The organism is Porphyrobacter sp. MBR-155 (assembly GCF_040547625.1).
Classification (GTDB): domain Bacteria; phylum Pseudomonadota; class Alphaproteobacteria; order Sphingomonadales; family Sphingomonadaceae; genus Erythrobacter.
This window is the reverse complement of record NZ_JBEPQB010000005.1, coordinates 1-21,107: the sequence shown is the minus strand read 5'-3', so window position 1 is coordinate 21,107 and position 21,107 is coordinate 1. Positions and strand designations below refer to the sequence as shown.

At 63.5% G+C, this 21,107-nt stretch carries 20 protein-coding genes and 1 pseudogene; 12 read left to right on the top strand and 9 right to left on the bottom strand.

The window, feature by feature from the left end; translation table 11 throughout:
* The first annotated feature begins 4 nt into the window (after positions 1–4).
* The 5 genes from ABIE62_RS06505 to ABIE62_RS06485 all read left to right on the top strand — a co-directional run bounded on the left by ABIE62_RS06505 (position 5) and on the right by ABIE62_RS06485 (position 3,944).
* A complete protein-coding gene (locus ABIE62_RS06505) occupies positions 5–667 on the top strand; it encodes an MOSC domain-containing protein (RefSeq protein ID WP_354324566.1) in 663 nt (220 codons plus the stop codon).
* Between the two features lie 133 nt (positions 668–800).
* Positions 801–1,268 carry a glycine zipper 2TM domain-containing protein gene (locus ABIE62_RS06500; protein ID WP_354324564.1) on the top strand — a complete coding sequence of 156 codons (468 nt, stop codon included), beginning with the start codon at positions 801–803 and terminating at the stop codon, positions 1,266–1,268.
* A gap of 135 nt (positions 1,269–1,403) precedes the next feature.
* Positions 1,404–1,772: a glycine zipper 2TM domain-containing protein gene (locus ABIE62_RS06495; protein ID WP_354324563.1), complete on the top strand. Its 369-nt coding sequence runs from the start codon at positions 1,404–1,406 to the stop codon at positions 1,770–1,772.
* An 89-nt stretch (positions 1,773–1,861) separates the two neighbouring features.
* Positions 1,862–2,644: an SDR family oxidoreductase gene (locus ABIE62_RS06490; RefSeq protein WP_354324561.1), complete on the top strand. Its 783-nt coding sequence runs from the start codon at positions 1,862–1,864 to the stop codon at positions 2,642–2,644.
* 70 nt (positions 2,645–2,714) lie between these two features.
* Positions 2,715–3,944 carry a class I SAM-dependent methyltransferase gene (locus ABIE62_RS06485; protein WP_354324559.1) on the top strand — a complete coding sequence of 410 codons (1,230 nt, stop codon included), beginning with the start codon at positions 2,715–2,717 and terminating at the stop codon, positions 3,942–3,944.
* Positions 3,945–3,953: 9 nt separating this feature from the next.
* On the opposite strand, the gene ABIE62_RS06480 is transcribed toward ABIE62_RS06485, so the two are convergent.
* On the bottom strand, positions 3,954–5,318 hold the full coding sequence (locus tag ABIE62_RS06480) for an acyltransferase family protein (RefSeq protein WP_354324558.1): 1,365 nt from the start codon (positions 5,316–5,318) through the stop codon (positions 3,954–3,956).
* 125 nt (positions 5,319–5,443) lie between these two features.
* Here ABIE62_RS06480 and ABIE62_RS06475 point away from each other — a divergent pair, with 125 nt between their 5' ends.
* Positions 5,444–6,664, top strand: a complete 1,221-nt coding sequence (locus ABIE62_RS06475) for an argininosuccinate synthase (protein ID WP_354324556.1) — start codon at positions 5,444–5,446, stop codon at positions 6,662–6,664.
* A 1,011-nt stretch (positions 6,665–7,675) separates the two neighbouring features.
* Positions 7,676–8,215, top strand: coding sequence for a septal ring lytic transglycosylase RlpA family protein (locus ABIE62_RS06470; RefSeq protein ID WP_354324555.1), 540 nt, complete (start codon positions 7,676–7,678; stop codon positions 8,213–8,215).
* Positions 8,216–8,281: 66 nt separating this feature from the next.
* On the opposite strand, the gene ABIE62_RS06465 is transcribed toward ABIE62_RS06470, so the two are convergent.
* The 7 genes from ABIE62_RS06465 to ABIE62_RS06435 all read right to left on the bottom strand — a co-directional run bounded on the left by ABIE62_RS06465 (position 8,282) and on the right by ABIE62_RS06435 (position 17,229).
* Complete coding sequence (locus ABIE62_RS06465) at positions 8,282–8,872, bottom strand: hypothetical protein (RefSeq protein ID WP_354324553.1); 591 nt, start codon at positions 8,870–8,872, stop codon at positions 8,282–8,284.
* A 71-nt stretch (positions 8,873–8,943) separates the two neighbouring features.
* Entirely contained in the window at positions 8,944–9,570 is a 627-nt protein-coding gene (locus ABIE62_RS06460; protein ID WP_354324551.1) for an Eco29kI family restriction endonuclease, read from the bottom strand.
* Positions 9,546–10,748, bottom strand: a complete 1,203-nt coding sequence (locus tag ABIE62_RS06455; protein ID WP_354324549.1) for a DNA cytosine methyltransferase — start codon at positions 10,746–10,748, stop codon at positions 9,546–9,548. Before ABIE62_RS06455 ends, ABIE62_RS06460 begins: the two co-directional genes overlap by 25 nt.
* Positions 10,749–11,260: 512 nt before the next feature.
* Positions 11,261–14,212, bottom strand: a complete 2,952-nt coding sequence (gene uvrA / locus ABIE62_RS06450; protein WP_354324547.1) for an excinuclease ABC subunit UvrA — start codon at positions 14,210–14,212, stop codon at positions 11,261–11,263.
* Between the two features lie 397 nt (positions 14,213–14,609).
* Positions 14,610–15,380, bottom strand: a complete 771-nt coding sequence (locus tag ABIE62_RS06445; RefSeq protein ID WP_354324546.1) for an ABC transporter ATP-binding protein — start codon at positions 15,378–15,380, stop codon at positions 14,610–14,612.
* Positions 15,380–16,387, bottom strand: coding sequence for a FecCD family ABC transporter permease (locus ABIE62_RS06440; RefSeq protein ID WP_354324545.1), 1,008 nt, complete (start codon positions 16,385–16,387; stop codon positions 15,380–15,382). Before ABIE62_RS06440 ends, ABIE62_RS06445 begins: the two co-directional genes overlap by 1 nt.
* Complete coding sequence (locus tag ABIE62_RS06435; protein WP_354324544.1) at positions 16,384–17,229, bottom strand: ABC transporter substrate-binding protein; 846 nt, start codon at positions 17,227–17,229, stop codon at positions 16,384–16,386. Before ABIE62_RS06435 ends, ABIE62_RS06440 begins: the two co-directional genes overlap by 4 nt.
* 153 nt (positions 17,230–17,382) lie before the next feature.
* On the opposite strand from ABIE62_RS06435, the gene ABIE62_RS06430 reads away from it, so the two are divergent.
* The 3 genes from ABIE62_RS06430 to mdh all read left to right on the top strand — a co-directional run bounded on the left by ABIE62_RS06430 (position 17,383) and on the right by mdh (position 20,176).
* On the top strand, positions 17,383–18,495 hold the full coding sequence (locus ABIE62_RS06430; protein ID WP_354324543.1) for a cell wall hydrolase: 1,113 nt from the start codon (positions 17,383–17,385) through the stop codon (positions 18,493–18,495).
* A 143-nt stretch (positions 18,496–18,638) separates the two neighbouring features.
* Entirely contained in the window at positions 18,639–18,968 is a 330-nt protein-coding gene (locus tag ABIE62_RS06425) for a hypothetical protein (RefSeq protein WP_354324542.1), read from the top strand.
* A gap of 245 nt (positions 18,969–19,213) precedes the next feature.
* Positions 19,214–20,176, top strand: coding sequence for a malate dehydrogenase (gene mdh / locus ABIE62_RS06420; RefSeq protein ID WP_354324540.1), 963 nt, complete (start codon positions 19,214–19,216; stop codon positions 20,174–20,176).
* A gap of 90 nt (positions 20,177–20,266) precedes the next feature.
* Here mdh and ABIE62_RS06415 read toward each other — a convergent pair whose 3' ends face one another.
* Entirely contained in the window at positions 20,267–20,434 is a 168-nt protein-coding gene (locus ABIE62_RS06415) for a hypothetical protein (RefSeq protein ID WP_354324539.1), read from the bottom strand.
* A 162-nt stretch (positions 20,435–20,596) separates the two neighbouring features.
* Between ABIE62_RS06415 and ABIE62_RS06410 the strand changes: the two genes are divergently transcribed.
* Both ABIE62_RS06410 and ABIE62_RS06405 read left to right on the top strand, forming a co-directional pair.
* The gene (locus tag ABIE62_RS06410) at positions 20,597–20,890 is read left to right on the top strand and encodes a GIY-YIG nuclease family protein (protein ID WP_354324538.1); all 294 of its coding nucleotides are present in this window, start codon (positions 20,597–20,599) and stop codon (positions 20,888–20,890) included.
* 47 nt (positions 20,891–20,937) lie between these two features.
* A pseudogene (locus tag ABIE62_RS06405) lies at positions 20,938–21,107 on the top strand (succinate--CoA ligase subunit alpha); the annotation flags it as partial.

Genomic DNA, 21,107 nt, shown 5'->3' with positions numbered 1-21,107 from the left:
ACCGATGGACGTGCCGCTCAGCCGCCCGCTCGAAGCCATCTGCACCGGCACCGCCCGGCCCTTCAACGGCGCAGAATTGAGCGCGATCATGAAACGCCCGCGCGAAGGCATGGTGCAGGTGCTGGCCGATGGCCTCGCGCCCGATGAACAGGCCGACCGGCACCACCATGGCGGGCCGGACATGGCGCTGCATCTCTACCCGCTCGATCACCATGATGATTGGGCCGAGGTGCTTGGCCATCACCCGCTATTGGCCGAGCCCGGCTGCTTTGGATCGAACCTTGCGGTGCGCGGGTTGACCGAGGACATGGTGCATATTGGTGATCGCTTTCGGCTGGGGCCCAAGACAACCGGGGCGCTGATCGAAATCAGCCAGCCGCGCCAGCCGTGCTGGAAGATCGAACATCGCTTTGATCGCAAAGGCATGGTTGCGCGCATCGTAACAACGGGGCGCTGCGGGTGGTATTTCCGCGTGATCGAGGCGGGCGACGTAACAGCGGGTGATTTGCTGGAGCGAGTCGCAATCGGGGCGACAGATTGGAGCGTCGCGCGGGTGTTTCGCGCGCTGATGGCCGGGAAAGCCACCGCTACCGAACTTGAAGAACTCGCTGTGCTTGCCCCGCTCAGCCGCAAATTGCGCGAAAAAGCGGCGCAGAAACAGGGTTAGCAACGGCTTGTCGCGCGCCAACGCCGGTTCATCCAACCCTGCTGCTTCCTGCCAAGTCCGTTCATGCTACATTCGCTTTAGATGAACGATAACGGTCGTGCTCCATCGGGGAGCCCTCACAAGGGAAACGACCATGAAACACCTCGCCATCTTCGCCGCTGCCGGTTCGCTGGCGTTTTTTGCCGCCCCAGCGCAGGCGGTCGAGCTGCCCGCAGCGCCCGCTGTCGCGGCGTTCAACCACACCGCGAACCCCATGGTGCCGGTCGCCTCCTATGATCGTGATCGCTATGATGATCGCCGCAAATACCGCGGACGTGACCGCGATGATCGCCGCTACAGCCGTGATCGCCGCCACCATAACGACCGCTACGATGGCCGCCGTCTAAGCCGCAACGACCGCGTATGGCGCGGCAATGACGGGCGCTATCGCTGCCGCCGCGATGATGGCACCGTGGGCCTGGTGATCGGTGCCGGCGTCGGCGCGCTGATTGGCCGCGAAGTCGACAATCGCGGTGATCGCACGCTCGGCACCGTACTTGGCGCAGTCGGCGGCGGTCTGCTGGGCCGCGAAGTCGACCGGGGCGGCGCACGCTGCCGCTGATTACGGACGAGGCGGGCTTACCACCAATGGCAAGCCCGCCTCGTTACCGTGCCCCGTTCATGACTCTTTAAAGCGGGAACCAGCATGGATGATGATAATGATGCCGTTAATAGCAGCCAACCAAAAGGAACTGCCGTGAAGAAACTAGCGATAATTCTCGCCGCTGGCGCAATGACGCTCCCGATCGCTGCGCCTGCGCAAGCCGATCCCCCGCCGCACGCGCCCGCATATGGCAAGCGCGCCAAGGACAGGATCTATGATGATCGCGGCTATTACCTCGAACCGCGCCGCCTGAGCCGTAATGATCGTGTATGGCGCGGGGATGATAACCGCTATTACTGCCGCAGGGACAATGGCACCACCGGTCTGGTGATCGGCGCAGGCGTAGGCGCGCTGGCCGGGGCCGAACTTGCACGCGACAAGACGCTTGGTGCGGTGATCGGCGGTGTGGCAGGCGGCCTGATCGGTCGCGAAATCGACCGCGGCGAGCTGCGCTGCCGCTAGGCTCAGACAGCGGCGCGCGTCTCGCGGATTGAAGCGCGCCGCTGGCCCTGTTAGCGATGGCTTATGCCCATCGTGACCCATCTGCCCGCATGACCCGCCCCGCTGTGCTGGTAACCGGCGGGGCGACCCGCATCGGCGCAGAAATCGTGCGCGGCTTTGCTGCGGCAGGATGGCACGCGGTGATCCATTCGCGCAGCTCCGGTGGAGAGGCCGATACGCTCGCCGCCAGCTTGCCCTCTGCCGAAACGGTGCAATTCGACCTTGCCGATCATGAAGCCGCGGTGTCCGCGATCATCGCGCTGGCTGCGCGGCTGCCCGATTGGCGCTGTCTGGTGAATTCGGCTGCGGTGTTCGAATATGACGGCGCAATTGCGCTCGACCCGGCGACCAACCGGGCGGCGATGCAGGTCAACGCGCTCGCCCCGGCGCGGCTGGCGCAGGCCTTTCTCGCCCATGCGGTGAGTGCTGGCGTGCGCAGCGTGATCAACATCACCGACATGAAGATCGAAAACACCAACCCCGATTTCTTCAGCTACACCATGTCCAAACACGCGCTGGCCGCCACCATCGGGATGATCGCCAAAAGCGATGCTTTCGCGGACGCGCGCATCTATGGCCTCGCGCCGGGGGCTGTGCTGGCCAGCCATGATCAGCGTGAGGAGGAAACCGAGGTTTCGCACCGCATGAACCTGCTGAAACGCAAAACCGGCGCGGATGAAATCGCGGATGCAGCGCTGTTTCTGGCGAACGGCGCACTGGCCAGCGGGCAGACATTATTCGTCGACAGCGGGCAACACCTGCTGGATCAGCCGCGCGACGTGATCTGGCTGGCGCGCGCAGCGGCAGCGGGCGGCGCGGCTATCGGGTTCTGATCCACACCCGCCCGTTGCGAAAGCCGCACTTTTGAGTAACATAATGTATTAAACACACGAAAGAGTCCGCATGAGCAAAACCCTCCTCGATCGCTTCCTCTCGCGCGGCGTCAAGCATGGCCGCCTCGGCGTGGTGTTTGCCGATGGCAGCACCAGCACCTATGGCACCCCTGCCCCCGGCTTTCCCGAGATTGTGCTGCGCCTGACCGATGCCAAAGTGCCGCGCGACATCATTCTTGATCCGCGTCTGGGTGCGGCAGAAGCCTTCATCGATGGGCGCCTGCTGATCGAGGAAGGCGACGTGATGGGCCTCATCAGCCTGCTGCGCGCCAACAACGCCTGGGACAAGGGCGGCGATATCGGCTCGCCCAGCCTGATCAAACGGCTGGTCAATCGCGCCAGCTTTGCCGCTGAACAGATCAACAACCGGGTCGGATCGAAAAAGAACGTCGCGCACCACTATGACATCGGCAACGCGCTCTATGCGTTGATGCTGGACAGTGAGCACTGGCAGTATTCCTGCGCCTATTGGCCGCGCGATGACATGACACTTGGCGAAGCGCAGGGTGCAAAGCTGGCGCATATTGCCAAGAAGCTGGCATTGTCGCCGGGGCAGAGGGTGCTGGATATTGGCTGCGGCTGGGGCGGGATGGCGATCCATTTGGCGCGCCACCACGATGTCCACGTCACCGGGATCACCCTATCCGAAGAACAGGCCGCGCTCGCCCGGGAAAAGGTGCGCGCCGCGGGGGTTGCCGACAAGGTCACGATCAGCCTCGAAGATTACCGCGATACCGCCGCTTCGGGCCGCCGGTTCGACCGGATTGTATCGGTCGGGATGTTCGAACATGTCGGACGCGCGCAGTTCGAAACCTTTTTCGAAGCCTGCGCCCGGATGCTGGCCGATGATGGGGTAATGTTGCTGCACACCATCGGCCGCATGGGCAGCCCCGGCACTACCGATGCCTTTACCCGCAAATATATCTTCCCCGGCGGCTATATCCCGGCGCTGTCGGAAACAGTCGCCGCTTCGGAGAAATTCCGCCTAATCGCGTCGGATGTTGAAACGCTACGGCTGCATTACGCCAAGACGATCCGCGTGTGGTATGACAACTGCGTCACCCATCGCGGTGCGATCATCGGCCTGCACGATGAACGGTTTTACCGGATGTGGACGTTCTATCTGGCAGGCGCGGCCACGGTGTTTGAATATGGCAGCATGTGCAATTACCAGATCCAGTTCATCCGCAGCCGCCACGCGTTGCCAATCACCCGCGATTATCTGCTAAAAAGCGAGTAGCGTCAGGGTTTAAGCCGCCTCGCCCACTTCGGGGCGATTGCGCGGGCGGTAAACTGGGCCAAACCCCATCAGCGCCGCGCCCACCAGTGGCAGCGCCACCACCCACCAGCGGATGCCTGAAATGCTGTCTGGGCTGGCGATAGTCAGCCCTGCGGTCGCCCCCAATCCCGCGCAGATCGCCACCACTCCCAGCACCGTGCGCAGCCGCGGCACAGTGCGCCCGCCCCGGATCGGACCAAAGCTGCGTTCGTGCCGCGCGAAAATCACAATCAACGGCAACAGCGCAAGAATATAAATCGCAATCCACAGCGGCCGCGAAAGCCACCATGCACCCGTGCCGGGGATCGTATCGAGGCCGAGCCCGCCAAATGCCAGCCAGCTGACTGTCATCACCAGCACAAAGGCCGTGAGATGCCACAGATAAACGGTCATGATCATCCCGTTCATCAGCACGGTCGCTGTCCAGACGCCCAGATTGTTCAACATCCTGCGGCCCAGCGGTTCAAGCGCGAGCACCAGTCCGACCTGCACCACGCCCAAGGCAAATAGCGCCAGCGTCGGGGGCAATGAGTTGGAAAATCCGCCGGGGGCGGACACCATCGAAACAGGGTAAAAGCCATAGACCGTGATCGAAATCAGCACGGCCAGCCCCACCCCAAACCACGCCAGCGCAAACAGCCGGTTGTCAAACCGCCCGGCGCGCCACGCGAAACCAAGCTGATGAATCGCCAGAAACACCCACAGGAAATTGGTGAAATTGATGTACGGCACACCGACCGTAAAGGTCAGCCAATCGGTCAGCATTGCCGCCGGGATAAACACCGCAAAACTCAACCAGCCAAACCGCGCCCACGCCCGGTAAGCGATCGGGGTGAAGGCCGTTACCAGCAGATAAACCGCCAGGAACCACACGGGGATCAACGCGGCCTCGGTTGCCATGCGGATCTGTTCGCGCGGCAGGCCAGCCTGCGTCAGCACCACCGCCAACGCCGCCCACAGCAGCAAAACCGGAAATGTTGGCGTGATCAGCCGCTGCACCCGGTTCGCCAGCCAGTCACGGTACACGCCCGCCTGCCCCGGCGCGGCCTTTCGCGTGATCACGTCCCAGCTCACCGAATTGGAATAGCCGCCAACCAGAAAGAACACTGGCATCACCTGAAAACCCCAGGTCAGCCAATGCGCCCACGATGCCACCGACAGCAGATCCCCGCGCCGCAGCGCGCCCGCTTCGTCCACGTAAAGCCCGGCCATCAGCCAATGCCCGAACACCACCGCGAGAATCGAGACCGCGCGCAGAAAATCGACCCAGCGGTTGCGCTCCTCCGGCGTATGCACCGCCAAATCGCGCGCCTTGCTCCACATCTGCAACATCATGCCCCCCTGAAAATCGCTATAATGCTATCCCCTCAACGCCTTAGGAAACAAGTCTGACCAAAGCATTGATGCGCGCGCGACCGCCTGCTAACGCGCGCGGCGTTCTTTCATCAAGGAAATTCCCCATGTCCGATATCAAGCGCGTCGTCCTCGCCTATTCCGGCGGGCTTGATACCAGCGTTATCGCCAAGTGGCTGAGCACTGAACGCGGGCTGGAGGTCGTCACCTTCACCGCCGATCTGGGGCAAGGCGAAGAAATCGAACCCGCCCGCGCCAAGGCCCGCGCGATGGGTATTCCCGATCATCACATCTTTATCGAAGACCTGCGCGAAGAATTCGTGCGCGATTTCGTATTCCCGATGATGCGTGCCAATGCCCGTTATGAAGGCGATTATCTGCTCGGCACGAGCATCGCGCGCCCGCTGATTTCCAAACGGCTGGTGGAAATCGCGCATCAGACCGGCGCGGATTTCATCGCCCACGGCGCCACCGGCAAGGGCAATGATCAGGTGCGGTTCGAACTTTCCGCCTATGCGCTTGACCCGGATATCAAGGTGATCGCCCCGTGGCGCGAATGGGATCTGACTAGCCGCACGGCGCTGATCGCATGGGCCGAAGCGCACCAGATTCAGGTGCCAAAGGACAAGCGCGGCGACAGCCCGTTTTCAACCGATGCGAACCTGCTGCACACCTCGTCCGAAGGCAAAGTGCTCGAAGATCCGTGGGAAGAAACCCCCGATTACGTCTATTCACGCACGGTCAACCCGGAAGACGCGCCCGATACGCCCGAATATATCACCATCGATTTCGAACGCGGCGATGGGGTGGCGCTGAACGGTGATGCGATGTCACCCGCCACGCTGCTGACCGCGCTCAATGACCTCGGCCGCAAGCATGGGATCGGGCGGCTCGATCTGGTCGAAAACCGCTTTGTCGGGATGAAATCGCGCGGGATGTACGAAACCCCCGGTGGCGAAATCTACGCTCGCGCCCATCGCGGGATTGAACAGATCACGCTGGATCGCGGCGCAGCGCATCTGAAAGACGAACTTATGCCGCGCTATGCCGAACTGATCTACAACGGCTTCTGGTTCTCGCCAGAGCGCGAAATGTTGCAGGCCGCGATTGACCTTAGCCAGGACAAGGTGAACGGCACCGTGCGGCTCAAGCTGTACAAGGGCCTGGCCAGCGTGGTCGGGCGCAAATCGCCGCACTCGCTCTATTCCGAAGCGCACGTCACGTTTGAGGATGACGCCGGGGCCTATGATCAGAAGGACGCCGAAGGCTTTATAAAGCTCAACGGCCTGCGGCTGCGGCTGCTCGCCCGGCGCAACCGCGCTGGGTAGATGCGCGCCTTCGCGCGACGCTTGATCCCGATTCGATTCGCTGGCGGGAACGACGAACATCGCCCTAAAGGGCGCTGTGAGGTCGACTTTCCGCCCATTCCTGCGCGCCGCACCTGACAAATGCGACAAGCTGTTGACTTATCCACCTGTGTCCACAGGGGATCCGGGCAAAAGTGGAAAACTCAAGGATGCAGATGTTGCCAGATCGCCGGTTGAGGCGCACTTTCAACTTGTCTTCGGGACACGGATCAACCGGAACAGACCGCCGCAAGGCCTTGAAGTTCTGATGATTTAATTCCCAAGGATGGCGGTGGAACATGTCCACGCGTTCATCGAGAGACGGCTTGGAAGAGGCTTCGGCCAAATGCAAGCGGGCTCGTTTGAGAAGGACGCGACGCAGTTTTACCGGACAGGCCGGGTAATCTGGCCGGAACGGGTGGCAAGGATGGCGCAAGCCTGAAAAGCCGCAAGCCCGGATCGGCAAAGGGACGCGGTCTCGGCCAGGCAACTGCGCATGGCAGCGAAAACCGGGGCCTTAGGGCTTGGGCAGACGCAGCAGGGCAGGAGCGAAAGCCGGATGCCGGTGCGAGCGCCGATGACGAAACTCTGATGCGCCAGTCGCAAGACACCAATCGCAAGATTGGGCGAGCAGAGCCAGACATCGGGCGCCAAGTATGCCCTGAACTCAGCGAGGCGGAAGGTCCGCCAGAAGTCTCGCAAGGAACAGGGGATCCACGCGCTGGTGAGAGTGGGGTCGGCAGCAATGCCGGCCCCATTTGCATTGGGGGGCGGACCGGTTGACCTGACCCGCCTGAAACAGCGCCGCCAACTCATCCTCCCGGTTCCGAGTCGCAGGCCCGCGAACCAGCGCAAATCAGCGGCTCCGGCGGCGTGAGGGTTGCATCGCTTCATCGCGAATCCGGGGCGTTTCATGCCGCGCCTGAACTGTGCCAGCGATGAAATGCTGCGCCGGTTTGCCATTTCCACCCCCGCCGATCTATCCGCGCCGCCATGCAAAGCGGAATGCGCATCGATGGCCTCAAGGCCCGCAGCATCCAGACGGCGGTGATCGCCGCGATGTTCGCAATCGTCCCGCTCGCCGCATCTTCCGCCGCCGCACCCGCTGCCGATACCGCGCCGATCGAGCCCGCCACCAGCGCCGCCGTGATCGAACTGGTGCCATTCCAGCCCGACGCCGAGGTTACCGCGCCCGCAGCCGAGCTCGCCGCCGATGCGCCTTCTGCGCCGCAGGAAACCGCGCTGGGCCGGGGCAGCGCGTCCTACTACGCCGCCAGGTTCCACGGACGCCGCACCGCCAGCGGTGAGGCGTTCGACAACCGCGCGATGACCGCCGCGCACCGCACCCTCCCCTTTGGCAGCACCGTGCGGGTCACCAACCCGGCCACCGGCGCCAGCGTGGTGGTGCGGATCAACGATCGCGGCCCCTTCACCCGTGGGCGATTGATCGACGTCAGCCGCGCCGCCGCCGAGGAGCTTGGCCTGATCGCCCCCGGCCACGCCACGGTTGAACTGGCGCTGATCGAGGGTTGAGGCGGCCCGGTAGGAGACACAGGTTACACTGTCCAGGAACCGAAAACCTGCCCCGCAGCCGCCCGGTCAATCGCACGCGCCACCCTCGCCAAAGTCATCCTCGCTGTCATCGTCCGCGTCGAACGCATCCGCGTCCAGATCGTCCGCGTCGTAGCCGTCGTCCTCATCATCCCAGTCATGGATCACCGGGGGCCTAAGCAATCGGTCAATCCGCGCATCAAATTCCTGCCCGGCGCGGCATTCCAGCCGATCGAGCCGCGCCAGATGGGCGAGTAGCAGGCGGCTGTCGAAACGGGTGCGGGTGGCAACCTCCTCGCCGTGGTAGAATACGCTTTCGGTGACGCCGTTCAAGGCCCGGTCGGCGAGCACTTCTTCCACCTGCGGCCGGGCGAGCACCAGCGCGGCATCCCACAATTCGCGAAACTCCCACGATGCGCGCCGCATCCGGTAGAGATGCTGGCGCGAAACCCCCACCTGCGCCGCCGCCGCCCGCACATTGCCCCACTGCGCCAGCGTTCGGAGGAATGCCGCCTGCGTTTCGCGCGCGAGATCGGCGGAAAGGTGCGCCGGATCAGCGGCGGAGGATTGCGCCGCCGGGGCGGCGGCGGGCGCGGCGGCGGGCGTGGTCAGCGCGGTGTGAGGGGCATTATGCGACATGGCGGGCGCGGCTCCGTGGCGAAAGGCGAGGGAGTCGCGGAGGGTAGCGGGGGGTCGGGGGAGTAGGAAAGTCAGTCTTGCGGCACGGGGTGCGCTGCGAAGTAATCAGCTATGTCTCGTTCAATATCACTCTGCGTCTCAGTTCTGGGTGCACAGCGATCTGCCCAGATTCGACCGGGATGCAGGTGATCCCATAGTGGCTTTGCGCCCTTATAGCGCCCCTTGCCAGGATCATGATTGCCAAAACCATCAATCCTCACATTCCACAGCGGACGGAAGGCAGTGATCAGCAGGCTCTCGCCAAGCGGGATCCAAATGTCGTCGACAACCAAATATCGCACGGTAAAATCATCGACTTTCAAATTACTGGACGCTCGCTCGACGGTCCTGATGCTTTCGCGATGTTCTGCGACACGGCTGAAGAGTGAAGTTCCTCTAGCGCTGGCCGAAAGGCTAGCACCCTTTCTTCCCCCTGACGGGATGGCTTTGCCAACATAGATTGGCCATTTGGACCCGGCTGCATTCGCTTGCGCCAAGGCTCGGTATGCGGGATATGCGCCGTGATAATAGATCGCGTAAATGCCTGCCCCTTCGAAGCGACCTACATCGGTCAAGGCAATCGGCGCCTGTTCAAGCAATGCATCTGCAACGGACTTCCCAAGATTTGCCTTATCTAATGGGTTGTAGACCGTTGCCATTTGAGGTTCCTCTGATCGCGCGCTTCAACTTCCAAGCACCCCTTGATAGACTGCGCAACGACTTCGGCAAGATCGACGGGAACAGCGTTCCCCAATTGACGCATGACCTCTGTCCACGAACCGTCAAAGCGATAACTGTCCGGAAACGCTTGCAAGCGGGCGCTCTCACGGATCGTGAAGTATCTCACCGAGCCGTCTGAGCGCCTAAGCATGTTCTCTCCGCCGGGCACACCATGAACCCCTGCCTTCAGTGTCTTCGCCGGCTCGTCGAGCCAGCTACCCGTGTGCCCGGGATAAGCGCGTGCGCCGGGCTGGTGACGATGGTCGTCAAATGATGAAAAGTCCGAATGCGGCACTGGAAGATCATTGATTGCATCTCGTGCAGTAACCCACGCCTTTGTCACTGGCATCTCTCGAAGCTTCGCCGCTGCAATAGTACTGCGATGGTCAAACGCACCATCGCGCGCCAGCAACTCGTGCCGATCCCAATAAGAACCGCTCCTGAACTGATCCCATAGCAGGGACTCACGCGAATGCGTCTGCTGTGGCCAGCTCCACATAGCATCCACATCCGAACGAAAGCCGACGAAAAATACTCGATGCCGTTTCTGCGGAACCCCATAGTCGGCCGCATTGAGAACGCGCGGCGGCAACACATTGTATTTCAGAGACTCTGTTCCGCAAGCCGTGTGGTGCCGTTCAAGGCGGCTGCGATGATCAAACCATGTTTCTTCGTGACGGATCGTTATGTCTGGATAGCTCAATTGAAGCTGTATGTAGGATACATAAGCTTCGAAGGTCGCGCGTGTCAGTCCTTTCACGTTCTCAAATAGAAACGCCTTTGGACGAACCTCTCTGACCACCCGAACAGCCTCTGACCACATATCGCGTTCGTCGCCATGCGCCTTGTGTAATCCACCCATGGAAAATGGCTGACAGGGAGGGCCGCCGGTCACCAAAGCCACTTGGTCTTCGAACTGCTGGAAAGACAGCTTACGAATATCCGACCGCCGCACCTCCGGCCAAGATGCAATCGGCGACGCAGCGAGCGCCCGATTTCGCATAATTGTATTGCAGCACCACTTATCGCGTTCAACGATGTCAACAGCGGTGAAGCCAGCCTTACTAACGCCGATCCCCAAACCGCCTGCTCCGGCGAAAAGCTCTATTGACTTCATGGGCGTTCACTCCACGCACTTGCAAAATCGTTCTTCACCTGTTCCTTATCATGGAGTTTCAATTTTCGAACAGTCCGAATGCATCAGTCTGTGGAAAGAAGCCGATCCATTATGAACATTCTGCTAAACTTGAGACCAGCCGCGCGCACCGCCCTCCCACTCGTCACCCTGAACTTGTTTCAGGGTCCATTGCGCCGCAAGCGCCGACTGTGCGGGCCGCAGCATGGATGCTGAAACAAGTTCAGCATGACGGGGCGGCGAGGAGGGTGTGGGGCTTCGAGCGTCATACACCCACCCCCGGCCCCGATACCCGCCCCGGCGCAGGCAAGCTCAGGGCAGGCTCTCCCCCACGGGGGAGACTGCATCTTGGCGGCTTGGCGGCTTGGCGCGAACCATCATGAGGCCCCCGCCCTTCGACCCCGGTCTGCGCCGGGGCAGGCAAGCTCAGGACAGGCTCTCCCTCAAGGGGGAGGATCGCGTTTGCCGACTGAGACCCCCGCTTGCGCGGGGGTTCACTTGAGGAGCAACGGCGCCAAATACTGCCCCGTAAACGACCGCGGCTCCTTCACCACCTGCTCGGGCGTACCAACGGCAACCACCTCCCCGCCGCGCACGCCGCCCTCTGGGCCGAGGTCGATAATCCAGTCCGCGGTCTTGATCACATCGAGGTTGTGCTCGATCACCACCACCGAATTGCCGCCCTCCACCAGCCGGTGCAGCACTTCCAGCAGTTTGCGCACGTCCTCGAAATGCAGCCCCGTGGTCGGTTCATCGAGTATATAGAGCGTCTGCCCGGTGCTGCGCCGCGCGAGTTCTTTGGCCAGCTTCACCCGCTGCGCCTCCCCGCCCGATAGCGTCGTCGCCTGCTGGCCGACTTTCACATAGCCCAGCCCGACTTCGTTCAGCATCCGCATCTTCTCGCGGATTGAGGGCACGGCTTTGAAAAACTCCTCCGCATCCTCGATCGTCATGTCGAGCACGTCGGCGATGCTGAGGCCTTTGAACTTCACCTCCAGCGTTTCACGGTTGTAGCGTTTGCCGCCGCATTCCTCGCACGTCACGTAAACGTCGGGGAGGAAGTGCATTTCGATCTTGATGAGGCCGTCGCCCTGGCACGCCTCGCACCGGCCGCCCTTGACGTTGAAGCTGAAGCGCCCCGGCTTGTACCCGCGCGCGAGGCTTTCGGGCAGGCCGGCGAACCAGTCGCGGATCTGGGTGAAGGCGCCGGTGTAGGTGGCGGGGTTCGATCTCGGGGTGCGGCCGATGGGCGATTGGTCGATCTCGATCACCTTGTCGCAATATTCGAGCCCGGTGATGGCGTCATGCGCGCCCGCGATCACCCGCGCGCCGTTGAGCACCCGCGCCGCGCCCGCTTGCAACGTGTCGATGGTAAGCGATGATTTGCCCGACCCGGAAACCCCGGTGACGCAGGTGAAGGTGCCGAGCGGGATCTTCGCCGTTACGCCTTTCAGATTGTTGGCGCGCGCGTTTTTGACCGTGATGTGATGCCCGTTGCCCTTGCGGCGCTTGGCCGGCACCGCGATCTTGCGGCGGCCGGTGAGGTAATCGGCGGTGAGCGATCCCTTGGCCTTGAGGATGTCCTTGAGCGTCCCTTGCGCGACGATCTCCCCCCCATGCACCCCTGCGCCGGGGCCGAGGTCGACAATATGGTCAGCGGCGCGGATCGCGTCCTCGTCATGCTCGACCACGATCACGGTGTTGCCGAGATCGCGCAGGCGTTTGAGCGTCTCCAGCAGGCGGTCGTTGTCGCGCTGGTGGAGGCCGATGCTGGGTTCGTCGAGCACATACAGCACGCCCGAAAGCCCGCTGCCGATCTGGCTGGCGAGGCGGATGCGCTGGCTTTCGCCGCCGCTGAGGGTGCCGGAGGTGCGGTCGAGGTTGAGGTAATCCAGCCCGACATTGTCGAGGAAGCCCAGCCGCTCGTTGATCTCCTTCAGGATCGCCTTGGCAATTTGCGATTGCTGCGGGGTGAGCTGCGCATCGAGGCCAAGGAACCACGCCTTGGCGTCCGCGACGCTCATCGCCACCGGGGTCGCGATGTCGGTGCCCGCGATCTTGACGCTGAGCGCCTTTTCGTTGAGCCGCTTGCCGCCGCACACTTCGCAGGGCTGCGCGGTCTGGTACTTCGACAGCTCCTCACGCATCCACGTGCTTTCGGTCTGGAGCAGTCGGCGGTTGAGGTTGCCGATCACGCCTTCGAACGCCTTGTTCACCGTATATTCGCGGCGGCCATCCTTGAAGGTCAGCGGCACCGGCATCCCGCCTGTGCCGTGGAGGATGATCATCTTCTGGTCGGGTTCCAGCTCGGCCCACGGGGTGGTGAGGTTGAAGCCGTAAGCCTTCGCCAGCGACGCCAGCACCTGCATATAATAGGGCGACGGCGGGTTGGACTTGGCCCACGGCACCACCGCGCCTTGCTTCAATGTCAGCGCCTCGTTCGGGACGACCAGCTGCGGGTCGAACAGCTGCTTTTCCCCGATCCCATCACACGCCGCACACGCGCCTTGCGGGGCGTTGAAGCTGAACAGCCGCGGTTCGATTGCTTCCAAGGTGAAGCCGGAGACCGGGCAGGCGAATTTCTCGGAGAAAACGATGCGGTTGGGCGGAAGCCCTGCGCCTTTCATTCCGCCCTTCGTCACCCCAGCGAAAGCTGGGGTCTCGGGCGTTGACGCGCCACTGCCTGAGATCCCAGCTTTCGCTGGGATGACGTCTGAAAGATTGCCATCCGCCAGATCGACATAGGCCAGCCCGTCGGCCAGTTTCAGCGCCTGCTCGAATGAATCCGCCAACCGCGTTTCGATGCCGTCCTTCACCGCGATCCGGTCAACCACCACTTCGATGTCGTGCTTGTATTTCTTGTCGAGCGCGGGGGCTTCTTCAATCGGATACATCTCGCCGTCGATCCGCACGCGGGTGAAACCGCTGCGCTGCCATTCGGCCAGTTCCTTGCGGTATTCGCCCTTGCGCCCGCGCACCACCGGGGCGAGCAGGTAGAGCCGCGTGCCTTCGGGGAGCTGCATCACCCGGTCGACCATCTGGCTGACCGTCTGCGCGGAAATCGGCAGACCGGTTGTGGGAGAAAAAGGCGTGCCCACCCGCGCCCATAACAGGCGCATATAGTCGTAGATTTCGGTGACGGTCGCCACGGTTGATCGCGGGTTGCGGCTGGTGGTTTTCTGCTCGATCGAAATCGCTGGCGACAGCCCGTCGATATGCTCGACATCGGGCTTCTGCATCATTTCGAGGAATTGGCGCGCATAGGCCGAAAGGCTCTCGACATAGCGCCGCTGCCCCTCGGCATAGATCGTATCGAAGGCGAGGGATGATTTGCCGGAGCCGGACAGCCCCGTGACCACGATCAGCGCATCACGCGGCAGGTCAATGTCGAAACCCTTGAGGTTGTGTTCGCGCGCACCGCGCACGCTGATTTTGGTGAGGCTCATGGAGGTGGTCTGTTCCGCAAATGTTCACACAGGTCAAGGGAGGTACGGAAAGGTTTCCGCAGTGGACGGCAAATGGGGACGGGTTGCGGGGGTGCAATATGCGGTTCTGGAAGCCTCCAAAACGGCAATATCAACGCTTGCTGGCACCAAAAGCCGGATCAAGCGATTAAAATTCAATTACCAAGATACTGAATAAAAACACGTTTATAGGCATTTACCGCTACCCTACAGAAAATCTAAAGTCGCCAGAACCGCGCCCGGCGGTCATCAGAAACTCCTCTTTGCCGATCTCCAGCCGGGTCCTTCAGGGTCGCAACCTGGCTTTATTGCAGAGATTGGTCAGAAGCCGGGGCGTCACGAAATCGCCCCCCAACGCACTTTCGCAATGTCCCGGCTTCTACACCTCCCCCGCCACCAAGGCCCGCTCCCCAGCATCGCCCAACCAGCGCGCCGCAACGCCCCAGCCTTGCGCGATCACGTCTGCCGCCAATGCGGTTTCCGGCGGGCCATCGGCGATCAGGCGCCCATCTTTCAGCACCAGCACCCGGTCGGCATGGTTCATCGCGATGGCAAGATCGTGGAGCACCACCACCACGCCTTGCCCGGGCCCTTGGCCGCCCCCCCCTTGCTCAACGCGCGCGCAGGCCTTGAAATACGCGATCAGGCTGAGCTGATGCGCGAGATCGAGCGCGGCGAGCGGTTCGTCGGCAAGTATCCAGCGCGGTTCACCCGCCAGCACCCGCGCCAGCAGCACCCGCGCCCGCTCTCCGCCCGATAGCTGGCTGACCGGACGGTTGCGCAGCGGTTCGAGCGCGAGCGCGCCAAGCGCCGCCTCCACCGCTGCCGTCCCCCGGTCACGCCACGGCAGGCGGCCTAGCGCCACCAGATTTTCCACCGCCACATCCCACGCGATATCGGGCGTCTGCGGCAGATAGCCGATGGCCTGCGCGCGGGTGCGCGGCGGAAATGCGGCCAGCGCCTGCCCGTCCAGCATCACACTGCCAGCGGCAGGCTCCAGCAGCCCCGCCAGCCCCAGCAGCAGCGATGATTTGCCCGCGCCATTGGGGCCGACAATCGCGGTGATCGTGCCGGGGGTAAGCGCGGCGGTGAGGCTCTCCACCACCGGCTTGCCGCCGCGCATCAGGATGAGGTTTTCCGCCGCCAGCATCACAGCCCCACCCGCCGCATTCGCAGCAAAAGCCAGCCGAAAAATGGCGCACCAATCAACGACAGCGCGATGCCGAGCCGCAGTTCCGTGACCAGCGGCAACACCCGCACGATGCTGTCCGCCGCCAGCACCAGACACGCGCCCGCCAGTGCGCTTGGGCCGATCAGGCTGGATGGCAGGCGATCGGTCAGCGGGCGCACCAGATGCGGCACGACCAGGCCGACAAAGCCGATGATCCCGGCCACCGCCACCCCCGCGCCCACCGTCAGCCCCACGCCGATCACCAACAGCGCCAGCAACCGCGCAGGGTTCAGCCCCATTGAACGCGCCGCGTCTTCGCCCAAGGTCAGCGCATCAAGGCTGCGCGCGGCCAGCGCCAGCACCGCAATCCCGGCGGCAACCAGCGGCGCGGCCAGCATCACCTCGCGCCACGAACGGTCAGTCAGCGCGCCGTTGAGCCACATGACGATTTCGGACAGCGCGAACGGATTGGGCGCGAGCGTGATCGCCAGCGCGGTGAGCGCCCCCGCAAGGCTGGCGATCATCAATCCCGCCAGCGTGAACAGCGCAATCCCGCCGCCCGCGCCGCCTGCTGCGTCGGACGATGTACGCCCGGCGATCAGCGCGAGCAGCGCCATGCCCGTGCCTGCCCCGATCAACGCCAGCAGCGGCAGGCTCCACGCGGCCCATGCGGGCGGGATTAGCGCGCCGAGCCAGAAACTCGCCACCGCGCCCAGTGCCGCCATCGGGGCGATGCCGAACAGGCCGGGATCGGCCAGCGGGTTGCGCAGATAGCCCTGCATCGCCGCCCCCGCCGCGCCCAGCCCCGCGCCGATGATGATGGCGAGCACCGCGCGCGGCAGGCGGAGTTCGGCAAGGATCAGCGCGGCATTGGCAATCCCGCCGCCCGCGATGTCGAACGGGTCGATCCACACCCGGCCCGCCAGCAATGACAGCGGCACCAGCACCACCAGCAGCGCGGCAAAGATCAGCGACGCGCGGTTCATGGCAGCTTTGCCCGGATTTGGTCGAGCCTCATCCCCAGCCCCACCACCGTCCGCCCGCCGCAGAACAGCAGGCGCGGATCGAGCGGTTCGACCTGCGTTGCCCTCAACCCGGCCAGCAGCGGATGGCGCTGCCCCGCACTGTCGCCTGCCACCAGCAGCAATTCGGGCGGATCGGCCAGCACGGTTTCCAGCGCGGCGAAATCGGCCTGCCCCAGCCCTATCGCATCGGCGTGATTGGCAAAGCCCTTGGCCCGCAGCATTTCGGCCACCAGCGTCGCGTTGCCCGGCACAATCTCGCCCGGTTGCCACAGCAGCGTGGCAATCGGGCGCGCATGATCGGCGGGCGTTGCCGCTTGCGCCATGTCACGCACAAGCCATTCGCCTTCTAGCCCGCGTCCGGCAATCGCAGCGACTTCGCGCACCTGTGCGATGCTCGCGGCAACCGTTGTGGGGCTGCCAAAGGTCTCCACCCGCAACCCCGCGCGTTCGAGCGCCTGCCGGGTCGGCTGCGGCAGGAAGCTTGAGGCCAGCACCAGATCGGGTGCGAGTGCGATCACCTCCTCCGCCGTGCCGCCGGTCACGCCGTAGCGCGCGGCGACATCCTGCGGGATAGAACTGGAGCCGGAATCGCGGCTATAATGCGACAGCGCCAGCACCTGACCGGGCGCGGCGACTTCGACCAGTATCGCGTCGATACAGGGGTTGAGGCTGACGATGGTGGGGCCGCTATCGCTGGCGCCCGGCGCGCGCTCAGGGGCGCAGGCTGCAGCCAGCAACACGCCCGCCAGCAGCGCGCCCTTCCGCGCACGCGCGATCCCATTGCTGTTGCCATCCCGCGCCATATCCGGCCCCGGCGATAGGGCGGTGCGGGCAGGCGTGCAAGCATGGGCGTGTGGCCTGACGGCGGGGATTAAATCTGCGCCCGCACCTGTCCGGTTTCGGGACGCGGGGGCAGCGCGCGCTCGCCGCCGCAGGGGCTTGTCGATAGGGCCGGAATGACCATGCCGCGCGCACACGCCTCCTTTGCGTTTATCGCCCCTGCCAGCCGTTTTGCGCTGCCCGCGATCCCGAACGGCTGGCGCAAGCGCATCGCGGTGCTGATCGCCGCAATCACCGTGCCCGCAATGGCCGCGCCCGGCGGGTTTGCCAGCCTGCCCGGCCCTGCGCTGGAAAGCACCGCCGCGCTATCTACCCGCAATGCCGCCGCCGCCGCGCTGCCGTTTGAACGCCCCGGCATGAGCTTTCCGGGATCGGCATTCTACTACATGGCCGATCCGACCGGCGCGGCGCTGGTGGCTTTGCCCACTGCCGATCCGCTGACCAAAGGCATGGCCGAGGGCGGACGTGCGCTGGGCGCGCTGATCGACGTTGGCGCGCCTGCCAAGCCGTTTTTCTCCGCAGGCGCGGGCCTCACCCACGCCCGCGCGCAGGAATGTCTCGCGCAGGCCGTATGGTACGAAGCCGCCAGCGAAAGCGAGGCGGGGCAGCGCGCGGTGGCGCAGGTGGTATTGAACCGCGTCGCCCACCCATCATGGCCCGCCAGCGTGTGCGGGGTGGTGTATCAGGGATCGCAGCGCAGCACCGGGTGCCAGTTCACCTTTACCTGCGACGGCAGCCTTGCGCGGCGGCCCGCAGGGGCAAGTTGGGCGCAGGCGCAGCGGATCGCGGCGGACGCCCTGTCCGGCAGCGTCTATGCCCCGGTCGGCCATGCCACCCATTACCATACGCTGTGGGTGAATCCGCAGTGGGCGGGCAGCCTCGACCATATCGGAACCATCGGCGCGCACCGGTTCTATCGCAATCGCGGCGCGGGCGGCGAAGCGGCGGCGTTCCGCACCGCCTATGCCGGATTTGAACCCGTGGTAAGCGGACGGAGCACTGCCGTGCCGCTGGCCGCAACCTATGAACCTGCGCCCGGCCGCCCGGTGATCGCCTATGATCCGGGGCCAGTGGCCGCCTCATCCGCCCCATCCGCGAAACCGCCCGCCCCGCAGCAGGCGGACACTCTGCCGCGTGAGCCAGCCAGCGGCACCGGCGCGGTGCGTGAGGAATATGCCCGCGCGGGCCAGTGGAAGGCGCAGCCCGGCAAGCCAGCCGCAGCCGAATAACCACCGCGCGCAAACCCGCAGAACAGGGTTAAGCGTCCCGAAACCCTGTTATCACACCAAGCCTTAGCGGCGCGGGGTTATTGCCATTGCTGCGCGCCCATCCCCTTCCCGGCGCGTGCATCAATAGCCAGAAAGCCCCTGCCATGTCCGTCCGTTTTGCCCCCGCCCGCAACCCTGCCCGCCTGACCGGCTGGTATGCACAAGCACGCGGGCTGGTGCATCTGGCGCAGGTGAGCGCCGCCAATGATGATGGCGATGGCGCGCGGCCCAAGGCGACCTTCGATCCGCTGCTGACCGATGCGCTGCGCCACTTTGCAGTGCATGGGCTAGGCGCTGTCAAAGCGGCGCTGGATGAAGCCGAACACGCCCGTGCGGCGGGCGACACCGAGGCAAGCGCGCACTGGCTGGCGATTACCGGAATGTTCGACCGCCGCCGTGCCGCAGCGGCAATCGGCAAAACCGCCTCTGCTTGACCTCACCACAGCGACGCTACGGCATTTCCCTGAGCCATTGTTTTGACACATTTAATGCAATTGCGAACTATTTGCAAAGATAGTTACCGCGTCCGACCGTTTGGCGGTTGCAATCGCATTTACAGCGGCCTACCGCGCCCTATGTAATGCCTATGTAATGGGTGCCCAGCCGCTCGGGACGGGGCAGGCACCGGCCTTTTGCGCCTTTCACTTCGTCCCGATGGATCAGGGAAGGAAGTCCAATTATGGCCCGCACCAAAATCGCGCTGATCGGCGCCGGTAACATCGGCGGCACGCTCGCTCACCTCGCAGCCACCAAAGGCCTCGGCGACGTCGTGCTGTTCGACATCGCTGACGGCGTGCCGCAGGGCAAGGCGCTTGACCTGTCGCAGTGCGGCCCGGTCGAAGGGTTTGACGCCCGCATCACCGGCACCACCGATTACGCCGATATTGCAGGCGCGGATGTGGTGATCGTCACCGCCGGTGTCGCGCGCAAGCCCGGCATGAGCCGCGACGATCTGCTCGGCATCAACCTGAAAGTGATGAAGTCGGTCGGCGAAGGCATCGCTGCCAACTGCCCCGATGCTTTCGTGATCTGCATCACCAACCCATTGGACGCGATGGTCTGGGCGCTGCGCGAATTTTCGGGCCTCCCCGCCAACAAGGTCGTCGGCATGGCAGGTGTGCTGGATTCGGCGCGGTTTGCCACCTTCCTCGCGTGGGAATTCGGCGTTTCGGTGAAGGATGTGAACGCCTTCGTGCTCGGCGGACATGGCGATACGATGGTGCCGGTGCTGTCCTATTCGACCATCAACGGCATTCCGGTGGCCGACATGGCGAAGATCAAGGGCATTTCCGAAGACCGCCTCGGCGAAATCGTCAAGCGCACCCGCGCGGGCGGCGGTGAGATTGTCGCGCTGCTCGGCACCGGATCGGCGTTTTACGCCCCCGCCACCAGCGCCATTTCGATGGCCGAAGCCTACCTCTACGATCAAAAGCGCATCCTGCCTTGCGCGGTGCAGGTTGACGGCAAGTACGGCGTCGACGGGCTCTATGTCGGCGTGCCGGTGGTGATCGGCGCAGGCGGCGCGGAAGAGGTGATCGAAATCAGCCTGACCGACGAGGAAAAGACCAACCTCGGCGTCAGCGTCGATGCGGTCAAGGAACTGCTTGAGGCGTGCAAGGCGCTGGATGGCTCGCTGGCGTGATAAAGGTAGCCCTCCCACTCCTAACTGTAGCTCTGATGGCCGGTTTTGGCTGGTTGGGGTTCTATCGGAAGTGGATTGTGGCGGGGCTTCTTAATCTGCCGTTTTTTGGTTTGGCGGCTTGGCTTGAGATTTCGACAGCCGGGCCACCCCTTCACGAAAGTCAATTTGGCATCTTGATGCTTCTTTTCGTGTTTGGGCCACTTGTTGCAGCTTGGCTCGCTTTCGTTTGCGGTGCCCTGATTTCTCTCTTTCGGTCATCAAAGACCGTTTCGGAACTTGGAGACTAACTCAATGTCCATCCTCGCAAGCAAAGACACGAAGGTCATTACTTCTCGTCACCCCGGCGCAGGCCGGGGCCCAGAGGCCGCGGCAGGACTGGGTTCCGGCCCCAAGGTTTTTTGGCGCCGGGGTGACGACTGAATGGAACATGGCGGCTTCGTTTACATCATGGCGAGCCGCCGCAACGGAACGATTTACATCGGTGTCACCAGCGACTTGCCCAAGAGGGTCTGGGAACACCGCGAAGGAATGATCGAAGGCTTCACGAAGAAATATGGCTGCAAAATGCTGGTCTGGTTCGAACGCCACGACACCATCGAAGCGGCCATCACGCGTGAAAAGCAGATAAAGGAATGGCAGCGGACTTGGAAGCTGCGGCGGATTGAAGAAATGAACCCCGACTGGAACGACCTGTTCGAGTTGGTTTGTAGCTGAACTGGGCCCCGGCCTTCGCCGGGGTGACGAATAAAAGGCGGACCCGAATGAGCATCCTCGTAAACAAAGACACCAAGGTCATCACCCAGGGGATGACCGGCAACACCGGCACCTTCCACACGCAGGCCGCGCTCGATTACGGGACGCAGATGGTTGGCGGCGTGACCCCCGGCAAGGGCGGTACCACGCACATTGGCCTGCCGCAGTTCAACACCGT

Coding starts and splice junctions, on each gene's coding strand:
- ABIE62_RS06505 (WP_354324566.1), top strand. CDS start 5: ATGGACGTGCCGCTCAGCCGCCCGCTCGAAGCCATCTGCACCGGCACC.
- ABIE62_RS06500 (WP_354324564.1), top strand. CDS start 801: ATGAAACACCTCGCCATCTTCGCCGCTGCCGGTTCGCTGGCGTTTTTT.
- ABIE62_RS06490 (WP_354324561.1), top strand. CDS start 1,862: ATGACCCGCCCCGCTGTGCTGGTAACCGGCGGGGCGACCCGCATCGGC.
- ABIE62_RS06485 (WP_354324559.1), top strand. CDS start 2,715: ATGAGCAAAACCCTCCTCGATCGCTTCCTCTCGCGCGGCGTCAAGCAT.
- ABIE62_RS06480 (WP_354324558.1), bottom strand. CDS start 5,318: ATGATGTTGCAGATGTGGAGCAAGGCGCGCGATTTGGCGGTGCATACG.
- ABIE62_RS06475 (WP_354324556.1), top strand. CDS start 5,444: ATGTCCGATATCAAGCGCGTCGTCCTCGCCTATTCCGGCGGGCTTGAT.
- ABIE62_RS06470 (WP_354324555.1), top strand. CDS start 7,676: ATGCAAAGCGGAATGCGCATCGATGGCCTCAAGGCCCGCAGCATCCAG.
- ABIE62_RS06465 (WP_354324553.1), bottom strand. CDS start 8,872: ATGTCGCATAATGCCCCTCACACCGCGCTGACCACGCCCGCCGCCGCG.
- ABIE62_RS06460 (WP_354324551.1), bottom strand. CDS start 9,570: ATGGCAACGGTCTACAACCCATTAGATAAGGCAAATCTTGGGAAGTCC.
- ABIE62_RS06455 (WP_354324549.1), bottom strand. CDS start 10,748: ATGAAGTCAATAGAGCTTTTCGCCGGAGCAGGCGGTTTGGGGATCGGC.
- uvrA (WP_354324547.1), bottom strand. CDS start 14,212: ATGAGCCTCACCAAAATCAGCGTGCGCGGTGCGCGCGAACACAACCTC.
- ABIE62_RS06445 (WP_354324546.1), bottom strand. CDS start 15,380: ATGCTGGCGGCGGAAAACCTCATCCTGATGCGCGGCGGCAAGCCGGTG.
- ABIE62_RS06440 (WP_354324545.1), bottom strand. CDS start 16,387: ATGAACCGCGCGTCGCTGATCTTTGCCGCGCTGCTGGTGGTGCTGGTG.
- ABIE62_RS06435 (WP_354324544.1), bottom strand. CDS start 17,229: ATGGCGCGGGATGGCAACAGCAATGGGATCGCGCGTGCGCGGAAGGGC.
- ABIE62_RS06430 (WP_354324543.1), top strand. CDS start 17,383: ATGACCATGCCGCGCGCACACGCCTCCTTTGCGTTTATCGCCCCTGCC.
- ABIE62_RS06425 (WP_354324542.1), top strand. CDS start 18,639: ATGTCCGTCCGTTTTGCCCCCGCCCGCAACCCTGCCCGCCTGACCGGC.
- mdh (WP_354324540.1), top strand. CDS start 19,214: ATGGCCCGCACCAAAATCGCGCTGATCGGCGCCGGTAACATCGGCGGC.
- ABIE62_RS06415 (WP_354324539.1), bottom strand. CDS start 20,434: ATGACCGAAAGAGAGAAATCAGGGCACCGCAAACGAAAGCGAGCCAAG.
- ABIE62_RS06410 (WP_354324538.1), top strand. CDS start 20,597: ATGGAACATGGCGGCTTCGTTTACATCATGGCGAGCCGCCGCAACGGA.